Genomic DNA, 15,070 nt, shown 5'->3' on the forward strand with positions numbered 1-15,070 from the left:
CGGATTAAGCCGGCTTGCGCCAATTGTGACGTGGTATAGCGTCAGTTAACCTTGCAAATCTTTAATATCCTTTTGGTATGATCAAGATGTTATGTTTTGAGAATTAGAGCGTCGTGCGGCCATTGGGACGCATCAGCGACGTTCTGACAGTTGTGATATGCGCATCGTCCCTTTCGAAAATCGCTTTCGATTTTCAGGCCGATGCGCCGGGGTTGTGGAGGCGGGCGAATGCGGATCGGGCGGCGGAATTTTCTGGGTGGTGCTGCAAGCGCTGGCCTGTTACATGCCATGGCCGGGCAGGGCGTTGCCGCGACCAGGAAAACGTCGACAAAGATTGCCCCTTACGGTGCGGCCATCTATCTGCCGGACCTTACCGCCGATAGCCGCATCGGCGAAGCGGTGGTCAAATATTGCTCGCGCATCACACCCGTTACTGAAATGAAATGGGAGGTTATGCGGCCTTCGGCAGACGTTTTCGATTTTGCCGCTGCCGATGCGCTTGCGAACTTCGCGCGCCAGAACAAACTCACCATGCATGGTCATCCGCTTATCTGGTACGCTTCCAACGCGCCCTGGCTTGCCAGCATCGGCAGCGGCGCGAAGGTCGAGAAGTTGATGGAAACCCACATCGTCAAGGTGATGGAACGGTACAAGGACGTGATACACAGCTGGGATGTGGTCAATGAACCTATCCCCGACGTGCCCGGCAATGTGCGCTCGCGCCGCGACGCGTGGTATTATGGCGCAGGCCCGGACGCCATCAAAAAGGCCTTTGACATCGCCCATTCCGTCGATCCGAAGGCCCAGCTCGTCCTCAACGAATATGATGTGGAATTTGCGGTCGAGAAATCGCCGGCCAAGCGCGCGGCCTTCCGCAATCTCATTCTCGAGCTGCTAGAGAAAGGCGCTCCGATCAATGCTATCGGCCTGCAGGGGCATCTGCGCGGTGGCTGGCCCATTGCGAAAGACGAGCTTGCCGCCTTTACCAAGGAAATGCGCAGTTATGGTCTGGCCGTTCTGGTGACCGAACTGGACGCGATGGACCAGACGCTTCCCGCCCCGGAAGCCGAGCGCGACATGCTGATAAACGGTCAGGTCCGCGATTTTCTCGAAGCGGCGTGCGAAGGCGGCCCGCTTTCCTCCATCACCACATGGGGCATTTCGGACCAATATACCTGGATTCGCTGGGCCTATCCGCGCCGGGATGGCACCGCGAACCGGCCGCTGCCGCTCGACTGGAGCTTCAACGAAAAACCCATGATGGCTGTCATCAATGAATTCCGGAACCGTGGTGCGTAATTATGACTGCTGAAATGCCGCTTCCTCCCGTACAAAAGGCGCTGCAAATCAATCTGCATCCCTTCGACGCACCGCATGCGGCCCTGACCGTTCCGCATCAGCTGCGGGTCTGGGGCGGGCAGGTGGACCGCATTCTCCTGACGGTGGATACCGGCCAGGTTGGAGCCGGCCGCTACAAGGGCAACGGTTTCGAGGCCGCCAGCAAACGCCTGTTTGACATGCTGGAGGAAGTGCAGGCCAACTATCCGCATCTGCATGTGGATATTGCCGACTATAGCGATGCGGCGCGCAGTGCGGTGGCGGAGACGTTCTTTTCGCGCTCGCAGGTTCCTTATCCCGCCAAGGCTTTCGACGGCGGGCCTTTCCATGTTTATTTCCACGGGTTGAAACGTGCCAACGCCCGTTATGTGCTGCATATGGACAGCGACATGATGTTTGGCGGCGGCAGCCAGAGCTGGTTCAACGAAGCCATTGCGCTGCAGAAGGCCAACCCGGACGCGCTCTGCATCACGCCGTTTTCCGGGCCGCCCACCGTGCGCGGCGATCTCGATATCTCCCGCCATGTCGGCATGCCGGGGGTGAAGAACATTCCCGAACCGCGCAAGCTGCCGAGCCGCGTTCCCACATGGCGGTTCGCGACCGTTTCTACCCGCCTGTTCATGATCGACATGGACCGTTTCGCCAAGCGTATCGGCTCGCTCGAACTGCTGAGACCCGACGTCAAACGGCGCATCCGCTCCTATGCCTATAATCAGCAACCGGTCTCGATGCCTGCCGAAGAGGTGCTGAGCGACAATATGATGCGCATCGGCGTATACCGGCTTGATTTTCTCGGCACGGGCAAGGGCATGTATTCGCTGCATCCGCCCTATCGCTCGCCCGAGTATTACGCGGCGCTGGGCTCCATCGTCGAGCGCATCGAAAAGGGTGACGTTCCCGAAGGCCAGCTCGGAGATTTCGATATCAACGGATCGATGGTGGACTGGTCGAGCGCCCTTGCGGCCAAGACGCGCTCCAAACGGTATGCGAAGGCGCTGCGTCACCTGATTTCAGCGAATGTCCAGCGCTTCACTGGGGCATAGAAGGCTCGGCATTTTCTTCACAACCGGCGCAAGTGCCTTAGAAATCTGTGATGAGCTTGCTCCAGCTTTCCGAGCTTAGCCCGCCAATATAGATATCGCCGGCAAGCGCCCGATCCCGGAGGGCTTCATCCCGGGTGGCCATGCAGAAATAACCGCGATGATGGAAGGTCACGTGGTTCTGACGGTAGAGCGCGTTCATGAGAAATGGTTGCGACATGCCGGTGACATGGGCATAGTTTTCATCATCGAAATGGCGGAACAGCGCACCGAGCACGTCGTTTTCGCGACCGGCATCGCAGACGAGGTTCAGCACATAGGCGGTCCGTCCCGCCTGTCCGAAAAACAGGGCAGCGCCGATGATGCGGCCTTCGGCATTTTCGATCGCCAGGCTGCTCAATTCACCAAGGGTGCCGTTGGTTTTACTCATTTCGATCAGCCAGTGGAATTCCTCGTGGGACCATTCCGGGCGGACGGAAAAACGCTCGATCATTTTCAGCGCGTTGCGTCGGAACGTCTCGAAATCCACCGGTCTGACCGTGGTGCCGGCAACTTCATTGGGCCTTATGCCCTTTTTCCACGATCGCAGGATACGGTCCACAAATCCAAGTGCCATAAGTCCGGGCCTGGATTTGACTACTTGCGAACGGCGCGGCATGCGCAGGGCAATCGCGCTGAAAGGCTTGAGCGCCTTGTGCCATTGCAAGCTTTCCATCGGCAACATGCTGCCGCCGATCGCAAGCCAATGATCGGCGCTGACGGGGGAGGCCGTGTCCGAAAACAGCATATCGTGTTTCGTCGCCCGCATGCCGCGGGACAGGCGCGCGGCGCCGAGTGCGCCGAGTTTTCCTTTCGACGCGAAAGCACATAACAACCTTGCGGTAATGGGTTTTCCGTTCGCGATAAACCGCATGGGGACGGCAAGGATAACGCTGGTAACCCCGCTCTCTCCAGCATCGTAGACAACGCTACCGTATTCGGGATCAAACACAGGACTGCTGAAAAACAATGTTTCGACGTAAGCGCCGAAGTCGAAGTTTCTATCAAGCCCGGTCTTTTTGAACGCGCTGTTGAGCACAACCTCGACAGCCGGAAGATCGTCCCTGCGCATGGGTCGAACGCCGGGCGCAGCTGGCTGAACCGGGCGTTGTGTCGCCCCTTCGTTGTTGCTATCGTCCATATTGGTGTGTATCGGAACGTCCACCGTCGGTTTCCAGCTATTTACGCGTTTATGAAATCAACCATAGGCAGTGTAGATTTTAATATATTAATATAGGTATAAAACTTGCAATTCTGCGGTACCGTAAATATCATCCGGAGAATAAATCGCCTTGTTTCAATCTGTTAGTGGATACCGCCCGTATTGCGTTAGGTTAACAAAATATACTTAAACAAGCAACTAATGGACGAAATATGGAGCAATTTTGCTGTTATTTTTGAGTTTTGGAATTTAACTTCCAGATGCGAGGGTGGTGTCCCTTGTCTACCGATTCCGATTTCCTGAAGTAAAAAGCGGCAAGTCCCGGCGCTATTCCTCCGTGTATTATGGATAACTAAAAAATAGGGTTTTGACGGGATATTCATTTTACCGAGACGAAGCATCGGGTACGATGTGAGAACGTATGGAAAAAGGTAGAGAAAATTACCTGATGGATGCAGCGCATGATGAGCAGGCGAGTGTCGCCTGGCGGAATGCACTGTTTTATGTGACGTTCTTTTATTTCACGGTCGGCTTCTCGCCCTATATCTCGCTTTCCTCGACCTATCTGGGGTCCGCCATGGCGGCCGGGTCCAACCTCCTCAACCAGCTCACCGCGATCATCCTGCTCATCAGTTTCGTGGCGTTCATGGCAAAGGAGCGGTCGTCTTCCATTGTCTTTACGCCGCGTTTGCTGATGCTCGCGATTTTCGGCTGGTATATCTTCACCTCAGTGGTGGGCGGCGCGCCGGTGTTTTCGCTGCGGCGGCTTGCCATGTGCGCCATCATCTGCGTGCTCGCCAGCTGCTTCCTGCAATTGCCGCGCACCGAGCGGCATTTCACCACGCTGCTTGCCACATGCGTGCTGATCATCCTGTTCCTCTGTTATTTCGGCGTTGCTGTCCTGCCGTCGCGGTCGATCCATCAGGCAAGCGATGCGCTGGAGCCGCTCCTTGCGGGCAACTGGCGTGGGGTCTTCCGCCACAAGAACGAGGCAGCCTCGATCATGGCGGTGCTGATGATCGTCGGGATTTATCTGTGCAAGCGCTGGTCCCTTATCGGCGGCCTCGCGGTGCTGTTGCTGTCGTTGATCTTTCTCGTCAAGTCGGGTGGCAAGACCGCGCTCGGCCTGATGCCGATCATCATCGCCACGGGCTGGTTCATCGTGGGCTGGCCCAGATGGCGTTACGCTGTTGTGACCGTGCTTCTGGGAACCTTCGCCGTGGTGATCGTCGGCACGACCGTTGATCCGGTCTTTTCACAGATGCTGACGAAACTGGGGATCGACGCCAGTTTCACCGGCAGAACCGATATCTGGACCGTCTCGATAGATTATATCCGCCAAAGCCCGATCGTCGGATACGGCTACCAGGCCTTCTGGCGCAGCGACACCCTGATGACGAGCTTCACCGAGAACAATACCTGGGCAACGACGGCGCCGGATTCCCACAATGGCTATTTCGACCTTGTGCTTGGCGGCGGCGTGCCAGGTCTTATTCTGGTGCTGACGTGGATTTGTCTGATGCCGCTTCGCGATCTCGGCAAGATGGATGAGGCCACGCGCAAAAGCCCGCTGACGAAGCTCTATGTCGGCGTCTGGCTTTATGTCCTGCTCTACGGCTTTCTGGAAACGATGTTCTTCCTCAGTACCGGTTTCGTCTGGTTTTTCCTCGTCGTTGCCGTGATGGGCCTGCGTTTGCAGGCGAATGCCAGCCTTGTCGAGGATGAGGCGCAGGCGGAACCGCAATTGGCCCTGACTGGCAGTAACGCAGCCAGCGTGGCGAGGCGCATCAGGGGCAAATCGCGCAGATCGTTGCTTGCGGATGATATTTTGAAATGATTTTTCGTTTCAAATGTGTAAAAGAGCCTTATATTGCGCGCGTTTGCAGCGGGTTTCGCTAAACATGCGTGGCTTAAGTCTTTGTTGTTATGCATGTCCTGTCGCAAAACCGCTCCGCATTTTGCTCGACACGCAATGAACCGGATCGGCAAGGTCAATAAATGGCAGATACAGGCGCCTGTGCGCTCGAAGCGGATGACATCCACAAGAGCTTCGGCACACACGAAGTTTTGAAGGGCGTTTCGCTGAAGGCCCACAAAGGCGATGTGATATCGATCATCGGCTCGTCCGGTTCCGGCAAGAGTACCTTCCTGCGCTGCATCAACTTTCTCGAAACGCCGGATCGCGGCCGGGTCATCGTCAATGGCGAGGAGATCGCCATGAAGATTGGCAGGGACGGCAAGGCTGTGCCGAAAAGCTGGCGGCAAGTGGAAAAGCTGCGGACAGGGCTTGGCATGGTGTTCCAGAATTTCAATCTCTGGGCCCACCGCACCGTTCTGGAAAACGTCATCGAAGCGCCTGTTCACGTTCTCGGCGTCAAGCGGCAGGAGGCGGTGGAAAAGGCCGAATCCCTGCTGAACAAGGTTGGCCTTTACGACAAGAAAAATGCCTATCCGGCGTTCCTCTCCGGCGGGCAGCAGCAGCGCGCTGCGATTGCGCGCGCGCTCTGCGTGGAGCCGGCGGTGATGCTGTTCGACGAACCCACCTCGGCGCTCGATCCGGAACTTGTGGGCGAGGTGCTGAAGGTCATCCGCGATCTGGCCGAGGAAGGCAGCACAATGTTGCTCGTTACTCACGAGATGCGCTTTGCGCGCGATGTTTCCACTGAGGTGATGTTTCTGCATCAGGGCCGTGTGGAGGAAGCGGGGCCACCGGCGCAGGTGTTCGGCAATCCCGTAAGCGCCCGTTGCAGGGAATTTACCGGCGCGCTGGCGTGATGGCCGTTTCGCTTCGCCGTTTGTTTTAACAGGAGAGACTTTAAATGAAATTCTTCGCCACGCTGCTTGCCGGAACGGCATTTGCGGTTTCCGCCTTCACCGCCAGCGCCGATGTCCGCTTCGGCATTATGAACGAATCCTACCCACCTTTCTTCGCCAAGGATGCCAGCGGCAAGTGGCAGGGCTGGGAAATCGATCTCATGGACGCCGTCTGCGCGGAAATGAAGGAAAAATGCTCGATCGTCGAGCTTTCCTGGGATGGCCTCATCCCGGCGCTGCAGACGAAGAAGTTCGATGTTATCTGGTCATCCATGTCCAACACGGAAGAACGCGAGAAAGTCATCGATTTCACTAACAAATATTACAACACGCCGAGCAAGCTGATCGGCGCCAAGGATGGCAAGCCGGGTGCGGCGCCGGAAGACGTCAAGGGCAAGACCATCGGTATTCAGGTCGCGACCATCCAGTCCGAATATTACAAGAAATATTTCGCTGCTGTCGCAGACGAAAAGACCTATCAGACGCTGGACGAGGCGTTTCAGGATCTCGCAGCCGGCCGTATCGACTACGTGTTCGGCGACTCGCTCGTTCTCGATGCCTTCGTGAAGAGCGATGCCGGCAAGGATTGCTGCGCCGACATGGGCAACGTTGCGGATGACAAGGAAATCCTCGGCCTTGGCGTTTCCGGCGGCCTGCGCAAGGACGACATCGAACTCAAGAACAAGCTGAACGCTGCTCTCGCCGCCGTTCGCGCCAGCGGGAAGTATGACGAGATCACCAAGAAATACTTCAGCTTCGATATCTACGGTAAGTAATTTCTCCTGACCGGTCACATAAATGGCAAGCCTTGAAACCACGCTGCAACTGCTGTCACCCTATCCTCCGGGATGGGGCGGCACCCTTTTGAAGGGTGCGGCGTCGACGCTTGCCATTTCCGCCGGTGCCTATCTGATCGGCATCGTCATCGGGCTTGCCGGTGCACTTGGCAAGCTCTCCGGCAACAGGCCGCTTGGCCTTCTGCTCAATCTCTACACGACGGCAATCCGCGCCGTTCCCGAACTGATCCTCATCGTCGGGCTTTATTACGCCGGTACTGATGGCCTGAACCGGCTGCTACAACTGGCAGGCCTGCCGCCTCTGGAAGTCAACGGTTTCGTTGCCGCTGTTGCGGTTCTGGGTTTCGTCCAGGGTGCCTATATGACCGAGGTGCTGCGCGGTGCGATCCTTGCCATTCCGAACGGGCAGATCGAGGCGGCGCGCGCCTTCGGCATGTCGCCGGCCTTGCGTTTCCGCCGTGTGGTCTTGCCGGCACTGTTGCCGAACGCCCTGCCGGGCCTTGCCAATCTCTGGCTTGCGGTAACGAAGGATAGCGCGCTGGTGGCGGTTGTCGGTTATCAGGAGCTGGCGCTTGCGACACGGCTGGCGGGCGCCAGCACCAAGCAATATTTCCTGTTCTTTCTTGCCGCAGCCCTGCTTTACCTTGCCATTACGCTGGTTTCCAACCTCGTCTTTTCGCTGCTGGAGCGCCGCGTGCGGCGCGGCCAGCCGGCGTTGGCATAAAGGGCAAGCGGCATGGATTTTTCATGGATCGCCAAATATTGGCCGCTGCTTCTGTCCGGTGCCTGGCAAACGCTGGCGCTGCTCGTGATCTCCGTCAGCATTGGTTTTCTTCTCGCTATAGGGCTTGCCTTCGCGCAGGTCAGCGGCGGGCGGGTGACAAAAATTCTGGCGCGCGCCTATTGCACCTTCTTTCGCGGCACACCGCTTCTGATCCAGCTCTGGTTGCTCTATTATGGCGTCGGCTCGTTTCTGCCGATGATCCCCGGCTTGCGTCAGAGTTTCATGTGGCCGGTGCTGCGCGAGGGCTTCTTTTTCGCCGCCGTCAGCTTCACACTGAATTACGCGGCCTATGAGGCCGAGGTTCTGCGCGGCGCGTTGCTGGCTGTGCCAAAGGGTGAGCTGGAGGCGGGCCGGGCTTTCGGCATGGGCCGTTTCACCCTTATTCGCCGCATCTGGCTGCCGCGCGCCATCCGCATCGCGCTGCCGACAATTGCGGGCGAGGTGGTGATGCAGCTCAAAGCCACGCCGCTTGCCTTTACCGTGACGGTGATGGACCTCTACGCCGTCGCCTACAAGGTGCGGCAGGACACGCTGCTCGTCTATGAGCCGCTGATCGTCGTCACCGTCTTTTATCTCATTCTCACCGCCATAATTGCCCGCTGTTTCGGTCTCATCGAACAGCAGGTGCCGGTCCGGCGGTAAACCGTTCAAGGAGCATGAACATGGGCACTATCCGTATTCTCGACGGCGGCATGAGCCGCGAATTGCAGCGGCTCGGCGCCGAGCTGAAACAGCCGGAATGGTCGGCGCTGGCGCTCATCAATTCACCTGATATCGTGCGGCAGGTGCATCAGGAATTCATCGAGGCCGGTGCCGATGTCGTCACCACCAATTCCTATGCGCTGGTGCCGTTCCATATCGGCGAGGAGCGTTTCCAGAAGGATGGCGAATCGCTGATCGCCCTTTCCGGCAGGCTGGCGCGCGAGGCTGCGGATGCCTCCGGCCGCGACGTGCTGGTGGCCGGTTCGCTACCGCCGATCTTCGGCTCCTATGAGCCGCAGAATTTCGATGCAACGCGGGTGCAGGACTATCTGAAGGTACTGGTCGACAATCTCGGGTCCTTCGTCGATGTCTGGCTGGGTGAGACGCTGAGCCTGATCGCCGAAGGCGAAGCGGTGCGGGAAGCCGTGGCCGCAACCGGCAAACCGTTCTGGATTTCCTTCACGTTGAACGACGATGCGGCTGCGACAGGCGGCGGCGAGCCTGCGCTGCGCTCTGCTGAAACGGTAAAGGCGGCGGCCGAATGGGCCGCGCAATCTGGCGCTGCCGCCCTGCTGTTCAATTGCAGCAAGCCGGAAATCATGAAAGCCGCCGTGGAAACGGCATCCGCCGTCTTTGCGGAAAAGGGCGTTTCGCTTGAGATCGGCGTTTATGCCAATGCCTTCGAAGGTGAACAGGGCGATTCCGCCGCCAATGAAGGTCTGCACGGCACGCGCACCGACCTGACCGACGATGTCTATTCGCGGTTCGCCTGCTCCTGGGCGGATGCCGGCGCAACCATGATCGGCGGCTGCTGCGGCATTGGCGCTGCCCATATCCACACGGTTGCAACGGCATTGCGGCGCGCGACCGCCTGAAGTCTTCGACAGGCTCCCAGCGACATTGAGTTGAAAGCGGCAGGCTCAACGCCTGCCGCTTTTTTTCGTTGCGGCCATTGACCTCAACTATAGTTGAGGAATTATCAGGGAGTGGAACATTACTGAAGGACGTTCCATGAGCGATAATACACTCTCCATCCGGATCATTTTTGGCAGTGCCCGCAATCCGCGGTTCTGCGATGTCATCGGCAAATGGCTGCAGGAGCAACTCGGCGCATTGCCGGGGATCGAGTTTGCGGTGCTCGACCCGCGCGAACTTGATTTGCCGCAGGGCCACACGCCCGACCGCGCCTCCGTGCGGCAACTTCGTGAAAGCCTTGATGCCGCCGATGCCTTCATCGTCGTCACACCGGAATATAATCGCAGCTACCCCGGCGCGCTGAAGGTCCTGATCGATTCCGCCTACGACGAATGGGGCGCCAAGCCGGTGGCCTTCGTTTCCTATGGCGGGATTTCCGGCGGCCTGCGCGCTGTCGAGCAGCTTCGCCCCGTGTTTGCGGAACTGCATGCCACGACGATCCGCGATGTCGTCAGCTTTGCAAATCCCTGGGACCGTGTCGATGCCGCCGGGCAGTTCGACCCCGGAGCGCCAGCGGCAAGCGCGCTGGAAACGATGATGGGCAAGCTGGGCTGGTGGGCGCATGCGTTGAATAAGGCGCGTTCCGCAACACCCTACAAAGGGGCTTGAGAATGACTGACAATTCCCCGTCGCTGAAACTCACGCTTCTGTTCGTCGCCACACTCACCATCATGGCCGGAACCACGGTTGCGCCCTCGCTGCCCGCCATCGAACAGAGCTTCCTGTCGACGCCGAATGTCGAGATCATGAGCCGCATGGTGCTGACGTTACCATCGGTTTTCGTGGCTCTTTGCGCGCCGGTCGCCGGCGTGCTGGCGGATCGGTTCGGCCGCAAGCGGCTGCTGCTCGGCGCGATCCTGCTTTACAGCCTTTCCGGCATGTCCGGGCTTTTTGCCGATAGTCTTGCGGGCCTGCTCGTTGGCCGGGCCTTTCTGGGGTTTGCGATCGGCGGCATCATGACGATCGGCACGGCGCTGGTGGGCGATTATTTCGAAGGCCCGGCGCGGGAGCGTTATCTCGGCCTGCAACAGGCCTTCACCCAGCTTGGCGGTGTCGTTTTCGTGGTGGCGGGAGGCTTGCTGGCGGATGTTCACTGGCGCGCGCCCTTCGCGGTCTATGCCGTGGCGCTGCTCATTCTGCCGGCGGCACTGTTGTTTTTGCGGGAGCCGGCAAGAAACAATAGCCACGTTAAAAACGGCGGCGAACAGGCTTTTGCGGTCAACTGGTTTCTGGTGGCCGTGCTGGCACTGGCGGTATTTCTCGTCAACGCCCTGTTTTACACCATCCCCTCGCAATTGCCGTTTTTCCTGCGGGAGCTTGGGCTGTTTTCCGGCAGCGTTGCCGGATACGCCATCGGCATCTTCAATCTGGCGGGCGCGCTGATGGCGCTCAACTTCGGTCGGTTGGGGGCGCGGATTGGCGTGACCGTTATTCTGGCGGTCGGGCTGGTGTTGATGGCAACGGGTTTTGCGCTGCTTGCCGCGGCAGACGGGTTGGTTTCCATGCTTTCGGCGCTTGCGGTGGTGGGCCTTGGCCTCGGTGCTGTGATGCCGGCTATCATGTCCACGACGATCATGCTTGCGCCGCTGCGGTTGCGCGGGCGTATTGCCGGCGTCGTTACGGCATCGATGTTTCTCGGGCATTTCATATCGCCGCTGGCTAGCCAGCCTTGGATCGCTCGGTTCGGTTTTGCCGTGACCTATCGCGATATTTCCACGGCGTTCACCGTCATGGCTGGTCTTGCCGTCATGGCTTCCATCATTCAGCGATGGGCGGCGGTGCGAAAGCCACGGTCTTTTGCCCGGGGTGGATGACACGCTCTCTTTGACGTTGTCACTGATCGATGGGGACGGGGGCAACAGCCCTCGTCAATGTTGTGCCGACTGACATTCCCTGTAGCCGGCATGAATATTGTAAGAAAACCAACGAAGCGCGGCTGTGAGACGATCAGCCGTTTTCCGTTCTTTTCCCTCGAAATGTGGCCCGGGGTTTCCGCTTGCTGGCGGACGTGTGCCGCCAGCATAATGGTGACCTGTGTGCATTTGCGCGTTAAATGCGTAAAATGGCGCACCCGACAGGATTCGAACCTGTGACCTTTGGAATCGGAATCCAACACTCTATCCAGCTGAGCTACGGGTGCAGCGGTCACGCTTGAATCGCGTGCAGCGGTTGGTTCATACCCCAGCTTTCTTTCCGCATCAATGTCTAAAAATCAAAGATTTACGAAATGGGGCCTGTTTTCCGGTGTGGGGGAGAGCGTGGGTTGCTGCGAGGGCTGCTGTCTGCATGTTTGCGATAGCAGGGCGGTATGTTGTTTGCGGTATTGCGTTTCTTCCTGATAAGACGTTTCCCTTTTAAGTAGTATTTTACGGCCGCATCCAGCGGCTGTCCTGGCGCTTTTGTACACAGGCGGGTTGATTGTCGTATTGCCTTTCAGACAAGGCGGGGGAGGCGGTTTTTGACCCTAAAAATCGGTGGGTGAATAATCATACTTTTCTTTTGCGCCCGATGGTGATTACGAGACAGGGGTTGTCGCAATGGGTATTAACTGTCAAATTATTATACAATATTAGTATCATCTACATTTATTTGGGATACAGTTTAGTCCTGTTGTCGGTTATCATTCCGGCAGGGTTAAGGAACGAATCAGGCGGGGGATCGGATGGCTTTGCAATTGGCACATAGCAACGGGCCACGGGCGGAAAAGGCCGAAAGCGGCGGCACGCAGGCGGAACATTTAAACGCTATCGACTATGGATTGTTGACGACCGCGATCGGTTATCATTTGAGGCACTCGCAACTTGCCGTGGCAAACGGCTTTTCCGACGTGCTGGCGGAGATGGGATTGCGGCCGGCCGATTTTTCCGTTCTCGTCATCGTCGGCGGCAATCCGGGCCTCAAGCAGAGCGATGTGGCCGAGGCACTTGGCATACAGCGTGCCAATTTCGTCGCGATCGTCGATAGCATGGAAAGCAAGGGATTGCTTGTCCGCCGCAGGTCGGAAGAGGACAGGCGCGTTCATTTCCTCGACATGACGGATGAGGGCAGCAGCCTTCTTGAGCGCCTTTCCGATGCATGGCGTGACCGCGAGGAAAAGCTGATCGACCGGATCGGCGGCAAAAAAGCCCGTGACCAGCTGCTGGCCCTGCTTGGACGCCTGCGGGACTGAGCGGTAGCGGTATCGGTCAAGCCGGTCGGCAATCCCCTGCCTCTCCCTTTCACGAGGGTCTGATTGGTAGGGGGTCGATTTGCGTTGCAATTTTCCTGCGAAACGGCCAAGACGCCTTAGACGTGCCAACGCCTTTCGCGCGCGTCATGCCGCAACTGCGCAATGTTCTGGAGAGGCCCGAAACGGGAACGCCATGCTGATTATCGACACGAGCCATCCGCTTTATCGCCGCTTGTGGGTCAGATTGCTCATCGTCGGCTTTTGCGCCGCCTGGTCCGTCATCGAATTCGTCAATCGCGAATTTTTCTGGGGCACGGTTGTCGGCGGCGTGGCGGTCTATGCGGCCTATGAGTTGTTGCTGAAGTTCAAGCCCGCCAGCGAGGAGAACGCTGGAGGCAAGGCTGACGCGGCCAGGGACGATTCAGACGAGCCAGTGGAAAGCGCACCCACGGATAGAAACGACGCCGGCTGAGGCGAGCTTTCCGGGCGTAAAACCGCTACCTGCCTCTACTGGAAATGTTCACGGGTTCGCAGCATCCGGATCGCCTGGTCAATCAGGAGATTTGCCGCTGTCATGCGCAGCGTCGCATTGTGCCGGAATTCCGGTCTCACTCCGTCGGGATGATTGAGCCTTGCGAAGGCGCGGCGCTTTTCCGCAAGCGTTGCGGCGGTGTCGGTTTCATGGATGGCCAGTTCTGCTGAAACATCCGCGAGCGAGGTCTTTTCGAGATGGGCCGGCATGGGTTCGGGTTGGGGTTCCGGCTGGGGCTCGGCAAGCGCAACGGGCTCCGGCAGAAAGGCCAGATAGGCGTCGAGACTGGCGTTTCCCGGTTGCGGTGCATCCGGATAGGTATCCACGACGAAGCCAGAGCTGAAACCCACAATACGATGACCGGCGGGCGGCGTCGGCTCCGCGCTTTCGTCTCCTTTTTCCTGGCTCAGTCTTTCAACGACCGACTCGAAGACGGATTGTCCGAAAAGCATGCGGCTATTCCCTGGGCAAGTCCCGATAAATCCGGCCTCTATATACAATGAAGTTGGCGTCTGGCTTGCCTTCCTCAAAAGCCCGTCAGTTTGCGGCTTTCATCCAGAACCAGATCGTAGAGAAGCCGGGCGCTGGGCGGCAAAACGCGGCCTTTGGTGGTGATGATGCTGTAGGGCTTGACGACAAGCTCGAAATCCGTCGGCAGGATGCGGGTGCGGCCGATATCGGCCTGCTGGCCGGCCACGAACTCGGCCATGTCCTGCGCGATTGGCGCAATTGCATCCGTGTTGCAGATAAGGGCAAGCGTCAGCACCACGGATGGCGTGTTGATGACGTTGCGCGGCATGGCGACGCCGTGAGTGAGGAACACGTCTTCCATCGTTCTGCGCAAAAGCGCGCCGGGCGGCTGGAAGACCCAGTCGTAACCGGACAGATCCTGCAATGTCACGGGCTCGCCGTGGAGCAGGGGGTGGCCCTCGCGAACCACCAGGCAGGCGCGCTCGATGCCAATTTCATGGATGGAGAACAGTCCGGGGTCGAAATCATCGGGGATGCGGCCGATGATGAAATCGTGACGTGCGGCCAGAAGTTCCCGCGCCAGCACGTTGCTACTTTCCACCTGCACGTTGATCTCGATACCGGGATAGGTGTCCATCGCCCGTCTTATGGCGGGCACGACCAGGCTGATGGCCGGTGCGGTGACGGCGCCGATATAAACCGATCCGCCGCTGCCGGATTTCATCTGGTTGAGTTCGCGGCTCGCCTCACGCAGCTCCAGCAATATGGTGCGGGCGCGCCGCGCCAGCGCCTCGCCGAACTTGGTCAGCACCACACCGCGCGACGCTCTCTGACAGAGCGGGCTTTTGACGATTGCTTCCATTTCCGAGAGCATGCGCGATGCCGCCGGCTGCGTCATGTTCATGGCGGCGGCGGCAGCGCTGACCTGCCCGTGCTCCTCGATCATGACCAGCATGCGCAGGTGGCTCATCTTCAAGCCGGCGCGCAGCAAAGGGTTGTCTTCGAAGACGAAGAGCGCATCCGCTGTTTGCGTCTGCTCATACACTTTTTGGTTGCTCATTCGCCGGTTTATACCCCTCAATGGTTATTGTATCGATTTAATATATCATAATTGATATACGTAAACTGATTTATTCTATTTGACAGTTATATGGATTCAGAACAATTTGCGGAATGCCGGGGAGGAGCGGCATCTGTTCCATTTCGCAGTTGCGAGATCGGAACGGGCGCAATGCGGCTTCTTCCTC

General features: G+C 58.2%; 15 protein-coding genes and 1 tRNA gene. 12 read left to right on the forward strand and 4 right to left on the reverse strand.

Annotation, left to right across the window (positions count from 1 at the left end):
* Positions 1-228 precede the first annotated feature (228 nt).
* A complete protein-coding gene (gene uppI, locus ACQZ5Y_RS10410; RefSeq protein ID WP_003513843.1) occupies positions 229-1,299 on the forward strand; it encodes a polysaccharide biosynthesis UDP-hexose transferase UppI in 1,071 nt (356 codons plus the stop codon).
* A gap of 2 nt (positions 1,300-1,301) precedes the next feature.
* Complete coding sequence (uppG, locus tag ACQZ5Y_RS10415; protein WP_174049889.1) at positions 1,302-2,381, forward strand: polysaccharide biosynthesis glycosyltransferase UppG; 1,080 nt, start codon at positions 1,302-1,304, stop codon at positions 2,379-2,381.
* 37 nt (positions 2,382-2,418) lie between these two features.
* Here the strand turns inward: uppG and ACQZ5Y_RS10420 are convergent, their stop codons facing one another.
* Positions 2,419-3,489: a GNAT family N-acetyltransferase gene (locus ACQZ5Y_RS10420; protein WP_174050028.1), complete on the reverse strand. Its 1,071-nt coding sequence runs from the start codon at positions 3,487-3,489 to the stop codon at positions 2,419-2,421.
* Between the two features lie 511 nt (positions 3,490-4,000).
* Here ACQZ5Y_RS10420 and uppW point away from each other — a divergent pair.
* The 8 genes from uppW to ACQZ5Y_RS10460 all read left to right on the forward strand — a co-directional run bounded on the left by uppW (position 4,001) and on the right by ACQZ5Y_RS10460 (position 11,465).
* On the forward strand, positions 4,001-5,416 hold the full coding sequence (gene uppW / locus ACQZ5Y_RS10425; RefSeq protein WP_019565136.1) for a Wzy-type polysaccharide biosynthesis protein UppW: 1,416 nt from the start codon (positions 4,001-4,003) through the stop codon (positions 5,414-5,416).
* Positions 5,417-5,577: 161 nt separating this feature from the next.
* On the forward strand, positions 5,578-6,354 hold the full coding sequence (locus tag ACQZ5Y_RS10430) for an ABC transporter ATP-binding protein (RefSeq protein ID WP_174059886.1): 777 nt from the start codon (positions 5,578-5,580) through the stop codon (positions 6,352-6,354).
* Between the two features lie 44 nt (positions 6,355-6,398).
* Entirely contained in the window at positions 6,399-7,169 is a 771-nt protein-coding gene (locus tag ACQZ5Y_RS10435) for a transporter substrate-binding domain-containing protein (protein WP_174049886.1), read from the forward strand.
* Positions 7,170-7,191: 22 nt separating this feature from the next.
* Complete coding sequence (locus ACQZ5Y_RS10440) at positions 7,192-7,914, forward strand: ABC transporter permease (RefSeq protein ID WP_013636682.1); 723 nt, start codon at positions 7,192-7,194, stop codon at positions 7,912-7,914.
* A 12-nt stretch (positions 7,915-7,926) separates the two neighbouring features.
* On the forward strand, positions 7,927-8,616 hold the full coding sequence (locus ACQZ5Y_RS10445) for an ABC transporter permease (protein ID WP_013636681.1): 690 nt from the start codon (positions 7,927-7,929) through the stop codon (positions 8,614-8,616).
* Positions 8,617-8,636: 20 nt separating this feature from the next.
* Positions 8,637-9,551, forward strand: a complete 915-nt coding sequence (locus ACQZ5Y_RS10450; RefSeq protein ID WP_174049884.1) for a homocysteine S-methyltransferase family protein — start codon at positions 8,637-8,639, stop codon at positions 9,549-9,551.
* A 136-nt stretch (positions 9,552-9,687) separates the two neighbouring features.
* Positions 9,688-10,260: an NADPH-dependent FMN reductase gene (locus ACQZ5Y_RS10455; protein ID WP_003513816.1), complete on the forward strand. Its 573-nt coding sequence runs from the start codon at positions 9,688-9,690 to the stop codon at positions 10,258-10,260.
* 2 nt (positions 10,261-10,262) lie between these two features.
* Positions 10,263-11,465 (forward strand): MFS transporter, encoded by a 1,203-nt coding sequence (locus ACQZ5Y_RS10460; RefSeq protein WP_174049882.1) that lies wholly within the window; start codon positions 10,263-10,265, stop codon positions 11,463-11,465.
* A gap of 249 nt (positions 11,466-11,714) precedes the next feature.
* Here the strand turns inward: ACQZ5Y_RS10460 and ACQZ5Y_RS10465 are convergent.
* Positions 11,715-11,791, reverse strand: a tRNA-Arg gene (locus tag ACQZ5Y_RS10465).
* Positions 11,792-12,313: 522 nt separating this feature from the next.
* Here ACQZ5Y_RS10465 and ACQZ5Y_RS10470 point away from each other — a divergent pair.
* Together ACQZ5Y_RS10470 and ACQZ5Y_RS10475 are read left to right on the forward strand one after the other, a co-directional pair.
* Positions 12,314-12,820, forward strand: a complete 507-nt coding sequence (locus ACQZ5Y_RS10470; protein WP_003513721.1) for a MarR family winged helix-turn-helix transcriptional regulator — start codon at positions 12,314-12,316, stop codon at positions 12,818-12,820.
* Positions 12,821-13,013: 193 nt separating this feature from the next.
* Entirely contained in the window at positions 13,014-13,292 is a 279-nt protein-coding gene (locus ACQZ5Y_RS10475) for a hypothetical protein (protein WP_019565143.1), read from the forward strand.
* A 35-nt stretch (positions 13,293-13,327) separates the two neighbouring features.
* On the opposite strand, the gene ACQZ5Y_RS10480 is transcribed toward ACQZ5Y_RS10475, so the two are convergent.
* Both ACQZ5Y_RS10480 and ACQZ5Y_RS10485 read right to left on the reverse strand, forming a co-directional pair.
* Positions 13,328-13,804 (reverse strand): hypothetical protein, encoded by a 477-nt coding sequence (locus ACQZ5Y_RS10480; protein WP_112752039.1) that lies wholly within the window; start codon positions 13,802-13,804, stop codon positions 13,328-13,330.
* A 74-nt stretch (positions 13,805-13,878) separates the two neighbouring features.
* Positions 13,879-14,883 carry a LysR family transcriptional regulator gene (locus ACQZ5Y_RS10485; protein WP_003513718.1) on the reverse strand — a complete coding sequence of 335 codons (1,005 nt, stop codon included), beginning with the start codon at positions 14,881-14,883 and terminating at the stop codon, positions 13,879-13,881.
* Between the last annotated feature and the right edge of the window lie 187 nt (positions 14,884-15,070).

The organism is Agrobacterium sp. A3-95, assembly GCF_053521785.1.